At 71.1% G+C, this 14,248-nt stretch carries 15 protein-coding genes; 6 read left to right on the top strand and 9 right to left on the bottom strand.

Features of this window, described 5'->3' with window-relative positions:
- Positions 1-216: 216 nt before the first annotated feature.
- The 3 genes from E5083_RS24320 to E5083_RS24310 all read left to right on the top strand — a co-directional run bounded on the left by E5083_RS24320 (position 217) and on the right by E5083_RS24310 (position 4,208).
- A complete protein-coding gene (locus E5083_RS24320; RefSeq protein WP_135787831.1) occupies positions 217-1,284 on the top strand; it encodes a DUF1996 domain-containing protein in 1,068 nt (355 codons plus the stop codon).
- A gap of 84 nt (positions 1,285-1,368) precedes the next feature.
- Complete coding sequence (locus E5083_RS24315) at positions 1,369-3,105, top strand: discoidin domain-containing protein (RefSeq protein ID WP_135787830.1); 1,737 nt, start codon at positions 1,369-1,371, stop codon at positions 3,103-3,105.
- Between the two features lie 62 nt (positions 3,106-3,167).
- Positions 3,168-4,208: a LacI family DNA-binding transcriptional regulator gene (locus E5083_RS24310; protein ID WP_135787829.1), complete on the top strand. Its 1,041-nt coding sequence runs from the start codon at positions 3,168-3,170 to the stop codon at positions 4,206-4,208.
- 150 nt (positions 4,209-4,358) lie between these two features.
- On the opposite strand, the gene E5083_RS24305 is transcribed toward E5083_RS24310, so the two are convergent.
- The 9 genes from E5083_RS24305 to E5083_RS24275 all read right to left on the bottom strand — a co-directional run bounded on the left by E5083_RS24305 (position 4,359) and on the right by E5083_RS24275 (position 12,434).
- Positions 4,359-6,254 (bottom strand): ABC transporter ATP-binding protein, encoded by a 1,896-nt coding sequence (locus tag E5083_RS24305; protein WP_244317639.1) that lies wholly within the window; start codon positions 6,252-6,254, stop codon positions 4,359-4,361.
- 108 nt (positions 6,255-6,362) lie between these two features.
- Complete coding sequence (locus tag E5083_RS24300; RefSeq protein ID WP_167513618.1) at positions 6,363-6,998, bottom strand: lasso peptide biosynthesis B2 protein; 636 nt, start codon at positions 6,996-6,998, stop codon at positions 6,363-6,365.
- Between the two features lie 86 nt (positions 6,999-7,084).
- Positions 7,085-8,836 carry an asparagine synthase-related protein gene (locus E5083_RS24295; RefSeq protein ID WP_135787827.1) on the bottom strand — a complete coding sequence of 584 codons (1,752 nt, stop codon included), beginning with the start codon at positions 8,834-8,836 and terminating at the stop codon, positions 7,085-7,087.
- A gap of 88 nt (positions 8,837-8,924) precedes the next feature.
- Positions 8,925-9,056 carry a hypothetical protein gene (locus E5083_RS32060; protein WP_279632517.1) on the bottom strand — a complete coding sequence of 44 codons (132 nt, stop codon included), beginning with the start codon at positions 9,054-9,056 and terminating at the stop codon, positions 8,925-8,927.
- Between the two features lie 86 nt (positions 9,057-9,142).
- A complete protein-coding gene (locus E5083_RS31300) occupies positions 9,143-9,283 on the bottom strand; it encodes a hypothetical protein (protein ID WP_167513617.1) in 141 nt (46 codons plus the stop codon).
- A gap of 144 nt (positions 9,284-9,427) precedes the next feature.
- The gene (locus E5083_RS24290; protein WP_135787826.1) at positions 9,428-10,618 is read right to left on the bottom strand and encodes a M20 family metallopeptidase; all 1,191 of its coding nucleotides are present in this window, start codon (positions 10,616-10,618) and stop codon (positions 9,428-9,430) included.
- Between the two features lie 16 nt (positions 10,619-10,634).
- Positions 10,635-11,351 carry an XRE family transcriptional regulator gene (locus tag E5083_RS24285; RefSeq protein WP_135787825.1) on the bottom strand — a complete coding sequence of 239 codons (717 nt, stop codon included), beginning with the start codon at positions 11,349-11,351 and terminating at the stop codon, positions 10,635-10,637.
- A gap of 71 nt (positions 11,352-11,422) precedes the next feature.
- Positions 11,423-11,611 carry a DUF397 domain-containing protein gene (locus tag E5083_RS24280; RefSeq protein ID WP_135787824.1) on the bottom strand — a complete coding sequence of 63 codons (189 nt, stop codon included), beginning with the start codon at positions 11,609-11,611 and terminating at the stop codon, positions 11,423-11,425.
- Positions 11,592-12,434 carry a helix-turn-helix domain-containing protein gene (locus E5083_RS24275; RefSeq protein ID WP_135787823.1) on the bottom strand — a complete coding sequence of 281 codons (843 nt, stop codon included), beginning with the start codon at positions 12,432-12,434 and terminating at the stop codon, positions 11,592-11,594. Before E5083_RS24275 ends, E5083_RS24280 begins: the two co-directional genes overlap by 20 nt.
- A 112-nt stretch (positions 12,435-12,546) precedes the next feature.
- Between E5083_RS24275 and E5083_RS24270 the strand changes: the two genes are divergently transcribed.
- From E5083_RS24270 to E5083_RS24260, 3 genes are all read left to right on the top strand, one after another.
- On the top strand, positions 12,547-12,744 hold the full coding sequence (locus E5083_RS24270; RefSeq protein WP_135787822.1) for a hypothetical protein: 198 nt from the start codon (positions 12,547-12,549) through the stop codon (positions 12,742-12,744).
- Positions 12,737-12,970: a hypothetical protein gene (locus tag E5083_RS24265; RefSeq protein ID WP_135787821.1), complete on the top strand. Its 234-nt coding sequence runs from the start codon at positions 12,737-12,739 to the stop codon at positions 12,968-12,970. Before E5083_RS24270 ends, E5083_RS24265 begins: the two co-directional genes overlap by 8 nt.
- A 147-nt stretch (positions 12,971-13,117) precedes the next feature.
- The gene (locus E5083_RS24260) at positions 13,118-14,245 is read left to right on the top strand and encodes an NADH:flavin oxidoreductase (RefSeq protein WP_135787820.1); all 1,128 of its coding nucleotides are present in this window, start codon (positions 13,118-13,120) and stop codon (positions 14,243-14,245) included.
- Positions 14,246-14,248: the final 3 nt, after the last annotated feature.

Raw genomic sequence — 14,248 nt, 5'->3', positions numbered from 1 at the left:
CCCTTCGGCGTTCTCCGGGGGCCCACCCGGTTTCCGCCGCCTCCCTTGACACCCCCGGTGACCGCCACAACACTCCACGACGGGAGAGCGCTCTCCCGGATTCCACGGCACATGTGATGGACCGTCACGCGGACGGTCGCGGACGGCGTCGCCTCCCCTCGCCGGTCCCGGCCGCCCGACCCCCACCGTCCCCCATCGACGTGGCAGGAGGTCTCCATGGCACGGAGATCGAAGATCGTCTCAGGATTACTGGTGTCCAGCGCACTGGTCCTCACCTCGCTCGGCCTGACCGGGGTGGCGATGAGCGCCGACCCGGTCGCGGGTCCGGTCCACGCGGGCCACGCGATGGCCGTCTCCACGCAGTCCTCGCCGGACGACCCGGACGGCGACGGGTACATTCCGGCGAACCCGCCGGTGACCGGGGTCGTCCCCTCCAAGGCCGAGCCGCCGCACCGGTACTTCCACGAGTTCCAGGCGAACTGCTCGGTGACCCACACCCGCCCGGACGACCCGATCGTCTACCCCGGCCAGCCGGGCAAGTCGCACGACCACACCTTCATGGGCAACACCACCACGAACGCGGCCAGCAGCACCGCCTCGCTCGACGCGGGCGGCACCACCTGCAAGGCGCCCGGTGACAAGTCGGCCTACTGGATGCCGACCCTGCTCAAGGGCAGTACGCCGGTGCTGCCGGTCGGCCCGCAGACCATCTACTACAAGGCGGGCGTCACCGACTACACCAGCGTGCGGCCCTTCCCGAAGGGGCTGCGCTTCGTCGTCGGCAGCCCGATGCAGTCGGCGGCCGAGTTCCGCGCCCACCGCGGCTTCGTGGAGGGCTGGGAGTGCGGTGACAGCTACTTCAACACCGACATCCCCGCCCAGTGCCCGAACCGGGCCGACGTCCAGCTCAACATCCGCTTCCAGGCGCCCAGTTGCTGGGACGGCAAGTACCTGGACACCCCGAACCACCAGAGCCACATGGCGTATCCGGTGGTCAACCCCGGCACCAACAACAACATCTGCCCGGACGACCACCCCGTCGCCCTGCCGATGATCGAGTTCAAGATGGCCTTCCCGGTCAACGGGGACATGAGCCAGGTCAAGCTGTCGAGCGGGGCGGGCTACTCGTTCCACTACGACTTCTTCAACGCGTGGGACGCGCCGACCCTCAAGGCGCTCGTGGACCACTGCGTGGTCGGCGCGCTCCAGTGCGACGCGCGGGGCTACGACCAGACGCATCCCGAGGCGGGCGCGGCCCTGGACGCGAACTACCGGCTCCCCTGACGCACCTCTCCCGCCGGCCGGTACATGGCACCGGCCGGCGGGACCCTGGCTCCATCCCCCCACCCGCACACCGGACGGACACTCATGACCGCATCCCGTGTCACGGCACCTCTCACGGCGGGCCTGCTCGCCGCCGGCGCCCTCGTCGCGCTGCCCGCCCCGCCCGCGCAGGCCGCAGGCTCCGTCGTCCGGGTCACCGGCGCGCAGGGCAACTGGCAACTGACCGTCGACGGCAGCCCGTACCAGATCAAGGGCCTCACCTGGGGGCCTTCCACCGCCGACGCCTCGCGCTACATGCCCGACCTGAAGTCGATGGGCGTCAACACCGTCCGCACCTGGGGCACGGACGCCTCCAGCAAGCCGCTCTTCGACGCGGCCGCCGCGCAGGGCATCAAGGTGATCGCCGGGTTCTGGCTGCAGCCGGGCGGCGGACCCGGCAGCGGCGGCTGTGTGAACTACCTGACGGACACCGCGTACAAGAACCAGGTGCTCACCGAGTTCCCGCAGTGGGCCGCCACCTACAAGGACAACCCCGGCGTGCTGATGTGGAACGTCGGCAACGAGTCCGTGCTCGGCCTGCAGAACTGCTACAGCGGCGACGAACTGGAGCGCCAGCGGAACGCGTACACCACGCTCGTCAACGACATCACGAAGAAGATCCACGCCGTCGACCCCAACCACCCGGTCACCTCCACCGACGCGTGGACCGGCGCCTGGCCGTATTACAAGAGGAACGCGCCCGACCTCGACCTCTACGCCGTCAATGCCTACAACGCGGTGTGCGACGTCAAGTCGGCCTGGGAACAGGGGGGTTACACCAAGCCCTACATCGTCACCGAGACCGGTCCGGCCGGGGAGTGGGAGGTGCCGGACGACGCGAACGGGGTCCCCGCCGAGCCCACCGACCGGGCCAAGGCCGACGGGTACACGCGGGCGTGGAACTGCGTCACCGGGCACCGGGGTGTCGCGCTGGGCGCCACGATGTTCCACTACGGCACCGAGTACGACTTCGGCGGCATCTGGTTCAACCTGCTGCCCGCGGGGGAGAAGCGGCTGTCGTACTACGCGGTGAAGCGGGCGTACGGCGGGGACACCTCGCGGGACAACACCCCGCCGGTCATCTCCGACCTGAGCATCGAAGGCGACGCGGCGAAGGTGCCGGCGGGCGGTGACCTCACCCTGGCGGTCAAGGTCAGCGATCCCGACGGGGACCCGATCACGTACGAGGTGCAGGACAACAGCAACTACCTCGACCAGAGCAAGCAGTTGGTCACGCTGCCGGCGACCGACCTCGGTGGGGGCCGGTTGCGGGTGACGGCGCCGGACCGGCCGGGCGTCTGGAAGATCTATGTGAAGGCCAAGGACGGCAAGGGCAACGTGGGCGTCGAGACCCGGTCCTTCCGGGTGGTGCCGCCCGTCCCGGCGGGTACGAACCTCGCCCGGGGCAAGCCCGCGACCGCCTCCTCGGCCCAGACCGGCGGCGGGGACTGCCCCTGCACGGCAGCCAACGCGGTGGACGGCAACCTCGCCACCCGCTGGGCCAGCGACTGGAGCGACCCCCAGTGGCTCCGCGTCGACCTCGGCGCCCGTACCTCCTTCCGGCACGTGCAGTTGGTGTGGGAGACCTCGTACGCGCGGGCCTACACCGTGCAGACCTCGGACGACGGGCAGAACTGGACCACCGTCCGCAGTGTCACCGACGGCAACGGCGGGGTCGACGACCTCGACGTCTCCGGGACCGGGCGGTATGTGCGGGTCAACGGGACGGCGCGGGGGACGGGTTGGGGTTACTCGCTCTACGAGTTCGGTGTGTACGGCTGAGCCGACCGGGGGTCTGGAGAGCGCTCTATCCCGGTGCGCGGGAGGGCCGCTAGGGTGCCGAGATGAGCAGAGATGCCCCCACGCTGGAGGACGTCGCGCAGGAGGCGGGAGTCTCCCGCGCGACCGTCTCGCGGGTCATCAACGGCGTCCGCAACGTCGACCCCGGCATCCAGGAGACGGTGCGCCGGGCCATCGAGCGGACGGGGTACGCGCCCAACCGGGCCGCCCGCTCGCTGGTGACCCGGCGCAGCCAGACGGTGGCGCTGGTCGTGTCGGGTGCGGGGGACACCCCCGAGGAGGTGCACAACGCGGTCGCGACGCGGGTGTTCGCCGACCCCTTCTTCGGGCGGGTCGTCAGCGGCGTCGTGGGCTACCTCCGCCCCCGCTCCATGCACCCGCTCCTGATGTTTGCCGAGTCCGAGGAGACGCGCCGCCAGGTGCTGACCGACCTCCGGCAGGGCAGCGCCGACGGCGCCCTCGTCGTCTCCACCCACGCCGACGACCCGCTGCCCGCGCTTCTCGCCGACGCCGGCCTCCCCGCCGTCCTCTTCGCCCGCCCCTCCCGCCCCGTCCCCCTCAGCTACGTCGACCTCGCCCACCGCGACGGGGCGGCCCTCGCGGCCGACCACCTCCTCGCCCGCGGCTGCCGCCGCATCGCCACCATCACCGGCCCCCTCGACGTCGCCGCCAGCCGCGAACGGCTCGCCGGGTTCCGCGACACGATGGCCCGCCGGGGGTACCCCTACGTCCCCGTCGCCGAGGGCGGCTTCACCCTCGACACCGGCGCGTCCGCGATGTCCGCCCTCCTGTCCGAACACCCCGACCTGGACGGCGTCTTCGCCGCCAACGACCTCATGGCCCAGGGCGCCTGCCAAACCCTCCGCGAACACGCCCGCCACGTCCCCTCCGACGTCGCGGTGATCGGCTTCGACGACTCCAGCGCGGCGGTGGGCTGCCGCCCGGCCTTGACCACTGTCCGGCAGCCGGTGGAGGAGATGGCTGCGGCTATGGCCCGGCTGTTGGATGAGCAGGTGCGGGGGGTGCGGGGGGAGGCTACGTCGGTGATCTTTGAGCCGGAGTTGGTGGTGCGGGAGTCGGCGTAGTGGCAGCCAGCAGGGCATGAATCGCAGAGTTAGTTACATCTAGGTGCAACTAACTCTGGACTCCGGCCGGTGTTCGTCGGCCTGCCCGTGTGCGGGAGGTCGTGGGTCAGGCGACGGGGTCGGGGCGTGCCTGTCACGCCTGAGCTCCTCTCAGCTCTCCGTCCCCTCCTGGAGGCGGTGGAGTTCGGCGAAGCGGCCGTGGGGGCGTTGTAGTAGGTCCGGATAGGTGCCTGACTCCACGATGCGGCCGTCGGCCATCACGATGACGCGGTCCGCCACCCGGGCGTTGGCGAGGCGGTGGGTGATGACCAGGGCGGTGCGGTCGGCGGCCAGTTCGCGGAACTTGTCGAAGACCTGGCGTTCCGCGCGGGCGTCGAGCGAGGCGGTGGGCTCGTCCAGGATGTGCACCGTGGCGTCGGCGTGGAAGGATCGGGCCAGCGCGAGGCGTTGCCATTGGCCGCCGGACAGATCGTGGCCGCCCCACCAGGAGCGGGCTAGTGACGTGTCGAGCCCTGCCGGGAGGCCGGCCAGCACATGGTCCGCCCCGCTGGCACGGGCCGCCTCGTGGACGGCGCCGTCATCCGTGTCCCGCGGGGTGCCGAGCGTGATGTTCTCGCGGGCTGTCAGCGGCCAACGGGTGTACTCCTGCGGGGTCATGGCTACGCGCCGCCATACATCGGGTGCCGGGGCGTCCCTGAGGTCGACGCCGTCCCAGGCCACCTCTCCGGCGTCAGGCAGGTACAGGCCGGTGAGCAGATGCACGAGCGTCGTCTTGCCCGAGCCGTTCTCCCCGACGAGCGCGACGATCTCCCCGCGCTTGAGGTCCAGGTCGACGTGGTCGACGGCCGCCCGGTCGGTTCCCGGGTACCGGAACACCAGGCCGCGTGCGCTGATGACGTCCGGGCCGCCGTACGGCAGTGCCCGGTTGCCCCGGTGGGTATGGTGCCGGTTCGCCTCCTCGAGGAACGCGGCCCAGTCCTCCAATTGGAGCCCGGTGCGGAAGATCCTCGCCGTGGCACGGGTGAGCGTGGTGAGCGCCGCCGTCGCGGCCCGCAGCGCGAAGAGCGCGGTACCGGCGGCCGCCGCCTCCAGACGACCGGTCATGACGAGACCGCCGAGCGCGGCGAAGGCGGCGAAGAGGGTGAGCGCCGAGATCGCATCACCCGCCAACCGCACCCGCAGTCCACCGAGGGCGGCCGTCAGCGCCTCGGCCTCCAGCCGGTCGGACACCTGCCGGTAGCGGACGGAAAGGAAACGGCCCATCCCGGCGGCCCGGATCTCGGCGGCGGTGTTGCGGTCCGTGCTGTAGCCGCGCAGGGTCGCGCGCAGGCGGCTGTCGGCGCGGGCGGCGGTCGCTGCCGCGTGCTCCAGACGCGCGGTACGCAGCGACGCGTACGCGCGGGGAACGGCAGTGGCCAGGAGCAGAGCCAGCAGTACCGGGTTCAGGGCGGCGGCTACGGCGGCCACGGCGATGATCTGGGCGATGACCGAGATGGTGCTCTGAAGGTCGAGGACGAGGTCACGCGCTGATTCGGCCCCCTTGCCCGCCGCGTCGAGCCGGTCCTCGAAGCCCGGGTGCTCGTAGGCGACCAGTTCCACGGAGGCCGCCGCGTCCAGGACGCGCAGGTCGGCCTCCCGGAAGACGCGGGGGCTGAGCCGGGCGGCGCCCGCGTGGGCGGCGGTGTCGCACAGGGCAGCCCCGGCGAGGGCGGCCGTACCCAACACCGCCGGGACGGTCATGCCATGCAGAACGGGCCCGACAGGTGTGCTCCGGGTGTAGGCGGTGGCCGCGTCCAAGACGGCGGCGATCAGGTTCGTGGTCGTCGCCAGGGCGATAGCGGCCAGGACGGCGGACGAGGCCTGCGCGACGAGCATGGCGAGGAAGGCGTGCCGGTCGGCGTGCCAGGCCAGACGGACGGTACGGGTGAGGACGGCGGGCAGTCGGCGGGCGGTGGCAGCCAGGCCGGGAGTGCCGTGCTGTCGTTCCTCGGCGAAGCGCATGAGCGGCGCGGGGCCGACCTCGGCGGTCAGGGGTTCTGCGGTCACCTGTCCGGTGTAGAGGTCCTGCCCGCCACTTGGCACCGTGGTTTCGACGGGGCCGGTCCAGGACGGGCAGGTGAGTGGCCGGGCAGCGTCGACGCCCGGCAGCTCAATTCACTCGTGTGGGTTAACGGGCGGTGCGGCGGCGACTCCGACCCACGGTCGCCGCTCGTCGTCGGCGTCCCGCCCGGACAGCCCGTGCGCTCCGGCGGGCGTCCACACCCAGGCGTGCGCCTCGTTCGGCATGCGCCGGGCACCGAGCACCCAGTGCGCGCGTCGTCCGCACAGCGCGATCGTGACGACGGTGGCGAGCGACACCTCCATGCATGCGATACGGCCCGGCCACCAGGACGGGCGGATCAGCGGTACCGCGGTCGCCGCCGACGCGACCAGTCCGGGCGGGGCGAGCGGCAGGACGCGCAGGCCGCCCAGCAGCCACATGCGGGTACGCAACGGCAGCCGCATTACGCCGAGCGCCAGCACGAGTCCCACCCTGGCCAGCATGCGCATGCCCGGCCCGCACTGCGCGCACGGCACCGCCACCGTCGTCATCACGGGCAACTGCATTGGCAGGGATGCTGATCCGGGCCCGGTGTCGGTGACCAGCCTCACCCGCTCCAAGCGCTCGACGGTGCCGAGGACGATCGCCTCGGCATCACCGGGCATCCCCTCCTCCCGCATCCGAGCGGCCAGTTCGGGAAGCGTGCCGGACAGAGCGGCCGACCAGATGCGCTCGGTGGTCTCGTTCATCCACTGCCAGGTCCCATCGCGCTCGACGAGTACGGCACGAGAGCCGTCGCCGAGATCGGCACGGTGTACACCGGGCGGTACGCGCATCACTCCGTACCTTCTCCGCGTGCAGGGGCCATGGTGCGGCCGAGCCACCACGAGGTGATCAGGAAGGACTCCAGGGCAGGCAGCGGAGGCCGTCCCACGCCCGCTACCGCCTCGTCCAACGCGGTGTGCACGGCGGCAGGATCGATGAGTTCCCGGTTCACCAGCTCACTGGCGTCGATCACCCGGTGCAATTCCCGGCACCGGGCTCCCAGCCCTTCGTACAGCAGGGGTGTGAAGTGGCCCTTCGACTGGCGTCCTGTCAGCCAGCCCGGCAGGTCCGGCCGGGACAAGGCGAGCAGGGGTTTGTAGCGATCCGGTCGGCGCCGCTCGCCCGCGCCGATGCGCAGGCACGCCCGCACGACCTCGTTGTCCAGGAAGGGCGACACCTGGTGGACGCCGTGCTCTTCGAAGAGCGGCTCGCTGTCGCGCATGGCAGAGCCGTTGTAGCGCAGGGCGCTCCAGTCGTCCCATTCGCCGGCGTCGACGTGGCCCACCGCGCGTCCGGAATGCTTCAGCATTCCGGCAACCGCTTCGCGCCCGGTCGGTGTCAGCCATCGCGTGGCCGGACCGATCGGGCACCACGTCCACACCCCGAGCCCCTGACCGAGCAGCCGACCCTGTGCGACGGCCTCGGACGCCCGGTAGAGCGCGGGTGGCCGGCCTCGCGCTTCCTCGCGGACCACCCGCCACAGCGGACCCGGCGCCGTGTTGACCCGGCGGGCCAGGGCCGTCACCGCCGCCCGTGCTCGCCGCGTCTGCCCGTCCTGTGCGAGCGCGGTCCATGCGGCGGTCGAGGACTCCAGTACGACATCCCCGCCGTGCCCGGTCAGGTGGACCGTGGAGAATCCGCGCGCCGGGGGCAGGTAGTCGGCGTCCAGGGGATAGGAGGACACCGGTAGGACCGGGGAGTGCGGGTGGGAGCGGGGCCAGCGGGAGAAATGAGCGGTGCCCTTCCCTCCGGAGCTGACGCGGTGCTCGGCGCCGACATATGCGGCGACGTGCCGGGCCAGGCGCGTATCGGTGCTGTCGGCGAGCGGACCGCCGTAGGTGACGGCCATGACCGGGCGTACCGCCGAGGCGGCTATGACGACCGTCGAGGAGTCGAGGCCGCCGGACAGATCCGCGCTCACCCGAGGCCCGGCTGCGTGGGCATAGCCCTGGGTCGCGGCCCACAGCGCGGCCCCGACCTCTTCGGCGCCCGCCTCCAGGCTCCGGCCGTCCGGGCGAGGGCGTATGTCGACGGTGCGGGTTCCGGCTTCGTCAAGGACCAGGGCGTGCCCTCCGGGAACTCGCTCGATGCCCGACCACATCGACCGGTCGGGCCAGTGCTCGGCCGATCCCACGGTGATCCGGGCCGTCAGCAGTTCCAGGTCGGGGCCCCGGCCGAGTTGTGCCGCGAGCATGGCGGCGTTCGTCGCCCACACCGGTCCCCTGTCGGTCCGTGCGGTGAAGACACCCCGGATCTCCGCGAAGTCTCCCGCGACGACCGTCCTCCCTCGCTCACTGTCGTGGACGGCCATCCAGTACGCCCCGCTCATGCCGGTGATGGCTTCGGGCCGTCCCGATGCGACCGCGACAGCGGTGCGGGTGACTTCCGTGTCGTCCGCCCGGCACACTCCGGCGACCACGACTCCGACCGCCCCCGCCGTCATCGCCCGCACGCGTAAGCCGGGGGAGTGCCACACGCCCGCAGTGCGCTTGGCGCCTGCGGGGGCGGTGAACGCGCCTCCGGCCAGCCATGTTGAAACCACCTCGCTGTCTCCTTCGTGTCATCCGGACAAAGAGCGGGGTGGCGCGGCACCAAGGCCACGCCACCCCATGGAACCGAGGTGCGGCGGGTCAACCTTCGAAGTAGTTCGCCTTGTCGGAGTCGTTGAACGCCTGGCGTCCGAGCGTGACCTCGTCGGCGTCGGCCGAGGCGAGGACCGGCAGTTCGCCGGTGCCGGCCGGGGTGCTGATGGTGTCGTCCATGGCAGTTCCGTCCCTTCTCGTAGTACGGCCGGTGCCGCACGGCATCGGCCGTTGAGCAGCGGTGCGGTGCGGAGGCAGGAGGTGGATCAGAGCCGGTACCACTCCACCGCACCCTCGCGGTAGCCCTCCTGGTCGCGGCCGAGAGTCACCGTGTCGGTGTCCTCCGCGTGCAGCTCGGGGAGGCTGCCGCAGCCCGCCTCCCGCCGTGTTCCGATCTGCTCGGTCATCGACCCGGTCTCCTTCGTCTCGATGGTTGCGGCCGGTGGTGCTTCCTCCATGTCACCGCGATCGAGGGGCCGTTCCCAGAGACGGAGTTGGGGACTTGCTGGGAGTGGATCTGGGAGAAACCTGGGACGGTTCTGGGACCGGGGTCAGCCGTCAAGCAGGTCCAGGACGGCCTGTCGGTAGGTCGTGTACACCGTGGGGAGTTCCGCGAGGTGTGCGCATTCGTCCGTGCCGTGGAGGCCCTGGTACGGCACACCGAAGCCGGCGGTGGCGGGGATGCCTTCGCCGGCCAGCAGGTTTCCGATGTTCGAGGGGCCCGCTGTCTTGGCGCGTACGGTAAGCCCGGCCTCGGCGGCTGCGGTCAGCAGGGCGGCGGCGGGCTGCTCGTCCTCCGTCAGACGGAAAGGGGGCCAAGAGGCGACCAGGGCGATCCGGGTGGGGGCCGGGGCGGGCACTTCCATGTCCAGTGCGGAGACGGCTCCGCGTACGAGAGCCTCGGCGTCCTCGGCGCCGAAGCCGGGAGTTGTCCGGACGTCGACGTTCAGGTCGGCACGGTCCGGGGTGACGGAGTAGCCCTGACCGCTGTGGAAGGCGGTGACCGACAGCTTCGGCGACAGGGGGAAGCCCGAGTCGACATCGACGCCGGGCAGTTGGGCCTCGTCCAGCAGGCGCACGAGGTGGGCGGCGCGGGAGATGGCCCCCACCACGCTCTTCCGGGAGCCGGAGTGCCCGGCGGGAGCGTGTACGGAGATCGTGGCCCGCCATAGCCCTCGGCCGCCGACTACCACCTCGTCCATACCCGGGTAGCCGATCATCACCCCGGCGGGCCGGGCGGCGTGCGGATCGGCCAGGTAGGCGCGGGCGCCGCCGAAGCCGCCCGTGTGCTCGTCCACGTCCAAGAGCACGGCGAGCCCGCCACGCAGTGTTCCGGCGTGCGGAGCGAGGTCGGCCGCGATGTGGCAGAACAGCGCGGCCGCCAGCTTCGAGTCGGCCGAGCCCCGGCCCAGCAGCCAGCCGTCCACGATGCCCCCGGACTCTGGCGGGAACGACCACGCCGTCTCGTCGCCGTACGGGGCGGTGTCCACGCAGGCGTCCAGCGTCCACCACGGTCCCGGCCGGCCACCGGCGACCTCCACCAGCAGGCCCACGACGGAACCCGCGCTGTCGTGCAGGCGCCGGTGCGGCAGGCGATGGGCGGTGAGCCACTCCTCCAGTACGCCGAGGACGGGTCCGTAGTCGTCTATGCCCGCCCGGCTCGGGTGCCGGATCAGATGTTGGGCCAACGCGACCACGGACGCGGTACGCGACTCGGCCGGCGGCTGAGAATCCCTGTTCACGCTGCTCCCCACGACGTCACTCGCGCCGCACCCGGAAAGCGCGGACTGCTTCCATCGTCTCCACCGGCCGCGCCGAGGCGCATGCCTCCCGCCCATGGTGGACCAGGCCCACCGCCGCCTCCCGGTTCAGCAGGACACCGCAGTCGAAGCCCTCCGCGCCGTGGAAGGACGGCATCGGTACCACCGCGGCGGTCTCCGAGGCGACGAAGAAGCGCTCCGGGGCCTCCGGCCGTTCGACCACTCCAATGTGCAGGGTCTTGACGCCGTTGCGGCGGGTCGCGGGATCGCGCAGCTCCAGCAGGCGGGACAGATGGTCGACCAACTCCGGGCGCCTGGGCGCTCCGTACAGCACCCGGTAGTGCACCAGGTCGGGGCGCTCGGCCACGGCCGTCTCGATCGCGGCCAGATATGCCGCCTCGCGTGAGCGGGAGCCCGTCACCACCAACTGTTCTTGAGCATCCGTGACGACGCCGGTCATCGCCTCGACCAAGTCTGTCCAACGGGTGAGCACCCTCAGGACCACGGCGGTGCCGGAACTCTCCAACACGCTTGCCTCGGCGCCGTCCTGGTGGGCGAAGAGTACCTCCGGGCGCTCCCGGTACAGGCGGCAGAGCCCGGCTCGGTTCCGTTTTCCGGTACGGCGACGACCGGACTCCCACGCGCTCATCAGGCTCGCGTCCGTCGCTCCGCCGGTTATCGCGTTCAGGGCGTCGGCAGCGTCTTCCAACGTCATGTTCAAGGCAAGCCGGGCCCGCTTCAGCGCCGCCACTGTCACCGCCTTTCCGGCTTGCCTTGGAGTGCCGGTCAGTCGTGCTTGAGGTTTTCCACGAACGTGGCCCACGCCTCCGGCCGGAACCCGAGCGTCGGGCCGTGCGGCGCTTTGGAGTCGCGGACGGGGATGTGGGTGGGGTGGGTGTCGTTCACTTCGAGGCAGTCGCTGCCGTCACCTTGGCTGTAGGTGGACTTGCGCCACTCAGGAGGGTTGCTCTTCATGGTCGTAATCCTGTGCCACCGACTCGATTAGGGCCAGAGAATGGGCCGATGAAAGGCCCGACACCTGTAGAAGTGTGAAGGTCAGGGCATGGCGGGCGACGGTCGCCGGGTCGTCCAGCAACTTCCCCGTGTCCAGCCCGTCGACGAAGCACAGCGGGGGAGCGTCGGCGAACTCCATGTACTTGAGCGCGCCGCCCATCGCCGCGTGAGCCCCGGTGGCGAAGGGCAGTACTTGGACGATGATCCGGTGTCTCCGCATCAAGTGCGCGACGTGGCGCAGTGCTTCGGCCATCACCGCAGGCCCGCCCACGGGGCGGCGGATCGCGGCCTCGTCCAGGACCACCATCAACAACGGCTTTGTTGGATCGTCGAGGAGGCGCCCACGCTTCGCGCGGATCTCGACCAGTTCCTCGATCTCCGAGTCGGGGGCGGTCGGCCGGTACGCACGGAACAGCGCCGCCGAGTAGGCGGGGGTCTGCAACAGGCCAGGGATCAGCAGCGGGATGTAATGCCGGATCGAGGTGGCGAACGTCTCCGCCTCGGCTTCCTCCTCGAAGTGCTCCGGATACCTGGACTTGGCAGAGGTCTCGCAGTGCCGGGTGAAGAAGCCGTCCGTACGCAGGATCACGTCCAACTGGACGGCGTACTCACGCTGCATCCGTCGCGTCCCGGACTCCAGTTGGCCGATGAACGAGCCGCTGACGAACAGGGGCTCGCCAAGTTCCGTCTGGCTCAGGCCCATCCGCTCCCGGGCATACCGCAATTCGGCGCCGATCATCGCTCGCGGTGACGATGACGGGTCAAGGTCCTTCGGGCCTGGCATCGCTGCCCCCTGTCCCACAGGTGTGGTTGTTGGCACTGTCTGTATGGCCAGGCTAGAAGCGGCGCCGCCACTCTGTGTGCAGAACGGGAACACTCAGCGTGGAGGAAGCGAAATGACGGATACGGCTGATCAGGCGGTCGAGCGGCTTCGTAGCGCACTGCGGGACGCGGGGATCGTGTTGCCCTCGTTGCGGGTCGACCCTGTGACTGAGGTGTACGGCGGGCACAACACCCTGGTCGACCTCGGGAGTTGCAACCTCGACGTCGCCGCTCGTCTCGCCGCCGCGCTCTCGGGGCGGGAGGGTGAGTGACGAAGAGGCCCGGCCCGTCGGGTCGTACGCACAGGACGCGCGTGACGGCCGGCTCGGTGAGGTCATGGGCCGGGTCGGCGGTCGCATCCAGTTACGGCCCCTCGGCGGCGGCCGGGAGTGGGACGTACCCCCGGAGTGTCTCGGCGAGGCCACCCCCGCCGACGTGCTCCGCGAGCGCGTCCGGCTGCTGAACCGGGATGCCCGCAGGCGGGTCGAGCTGGGCTGAGAACAGCAGGCGTGGCCGGGGTCACACTCGCCCGGTCCGGCGGGGCGGAATGCGGAGCCGACTGGACCAGTTGTTTCACTACGTGCACCATTGCGTGCACACATACCAGCCGGTCTACCCGACACCGTTCTCCGAGGAGCCCCCCACGTGACCGTCACGACGTCCGCCGCCAGCCGCGCGGCCCAGCTCCTGTCCCGCCCGATCACGCTGAACGGCCTCACCGTGCCGAACCGGATCGCGATGGCGCCGATGACCCGGATGTTCTCCCCGGGCGGCATCCCCGGCGAGGACGTCGTGTCGTACTACTCCCGCCGTGCCGCGAACGGCGTCGGCCTGATCGTCACCGAGGGTACGTACGTTGGGCACGACTCGGCCGGTCAGAGCGACAGCGTGCCGCGTTTCCACGGCGAGGAGCAGCTCGCGGGCTGGGAGAAGGTCGCGCGGGAGGTGCACGCGGCGGGCGGCACGATCGTCCCGCAGCTCTGGCACATCGGCATGGTCCGCCGGCAGGGCGAGCCGCCGTTCGCGGACGCCCCCGCCATGGGCCCGTCCGGCGTGCACAAGGCGGGTGCCGAGGCCAAGGGCCAGGCCATGACGCAGTCCGACATCGACGACGTGATCGGCGCCTTCGCGCAGGCCGCCGCCGACGCCGAGCGCATCGGCTTCGACGGCGTCGAGATCCACGGCGCCCACGGCTACCTGCTGGACCAGTTCCTGTGGGAGGGCACCAACCGCCGTACCGACGGCTACGGCGGCGACCCGGTCGCCCGCGCCCAGTTCGCCGCGGAGATCGTCGCGGCCGTGCGCGAGCGCGTGTCCGCCGAGTTCCCGGTCATCTTCCGCTACTCGCAGTGGAAGCAGCAGGACTACACCGCGCGTCTGGCCGAGACCCCGGAAGAGCTGGAGGCGATCCTCGCCCCGATCTCCGCCGCCGGTGCCGACGTCTTCCACGCCTCCACCCGCCGCTACTGGCTCCCCGAGTTCGAGGGCTCCGACCTCAACCTGGCCGGCTGGACCAAGAAGATCACCGGCAAGCCGGTCATCACCGTCGGCTCGGTCGGCCTGGACGGCGACTTCACGGGCGCGTTCCAGGGCGAGGGCTCCCCGGTCAAGAACATCGACGACCTCCTCGACGGCTTCGAGCGCGAGGAGTACGACATGGTCGCCATCGGCCGCGCGCTGCTCCAGGACCCGGAGTGGGCCGCGAAGGTGCTGTCCGGGCGGTTCGACGAGCTGAAGCCGTACGACGCGGCCGCGCTGGGCTCGCTGAGCTGAGGT

It is taken from the genome of Streptomyces bauhiniae, assembly GCF_004784475.1.
GTDB lineage: Bacteria > Actinomycetota > Actinomycetes > Streptomycetales > Streptomycetaceae > Streptomyces > Streptomyces seoulensis.
This window is presented reverse-complemented; position numbering and strand designations above follow the sequence as displayed.

What these genes read in the sequence shown, in the direction of transcription:
- E5083_RS24320 (WP_135787831.1), top strand. Translation starts at nt 217, where the DNA reads ATGGCACGGAGATCGAAGATCGTCTCAGGATTACTGGTGTCCAGCGCA.
- E5083_RS24315 (WP_135787830.1), top strand. Translation starts at nt 1,369, where the DNA reads ATGACCGCATCCCGTGTCACGGCACCTCTCACGGCGGGCCTGCTCGCC.
- E5083_RS24310 (WP_135787829.1), top strand. Translation starts at nt 3,168, where the DNA reads ATGAGCAGAGATGCCCCCACGCTGGAGGACGTCGCGCAGGAGGCGGGA.
- E5083_RS24300 (WP_167513618.1), bottom strand. Translation starts at nt 6,998, where the DNA reads ATGAACGAGACCACCGAGCGCATCTGGTCGGCCGCTCTGTCCGGCACG.
- E5083_RS32060 (WP_279632517.1), bottom strand. Translation starts at nt 9,056, where the DNA reads ATGGACGACACCATCAGCACCCCGGCCGGCACCGGCGAACTGCCGGTC.
- E5083_RS31300 (WP_167513617.1), bottom strand. Translation starts at nt 9,283, where the DNA reads ATGACCGAGCAGATCGGAACACGGCGGGAGGCGGGCTGCGGCAGCCTC.
- E5083_RS24285 (WP_135787825.1), bottom strand. Translation starts at nt 11,351, where the DNA reads ATGACGTTGGAAGACGCTGCCGACGCCCTGAACGCGATAACCGGCGGA.
- E5083_RS24280 (WP_135787824.1), bottom strand. Translation starts at nt 11,611, where the DNA reads ATGAAGAGCAACCCTCCTGAGTGGCGCAAGTCCACCTACAGCCAAGGT.
- E5083_RS24275 (WP_135787823.1), bottom strand. Translation starts at nt 12,434, where the DNA reads ATGCCAGGCCCGAAGGACCTTGACCCGTCATCGTCACCGCGAGCGATG.
- E5083_RS24270 (WP_135787822.1), top strand. Translation starts at nt 12,547, where the DNA reads ATGACGGATACGGCTGATCAGGCGGTCGAGCGGCTTCGTAGCGCACTG.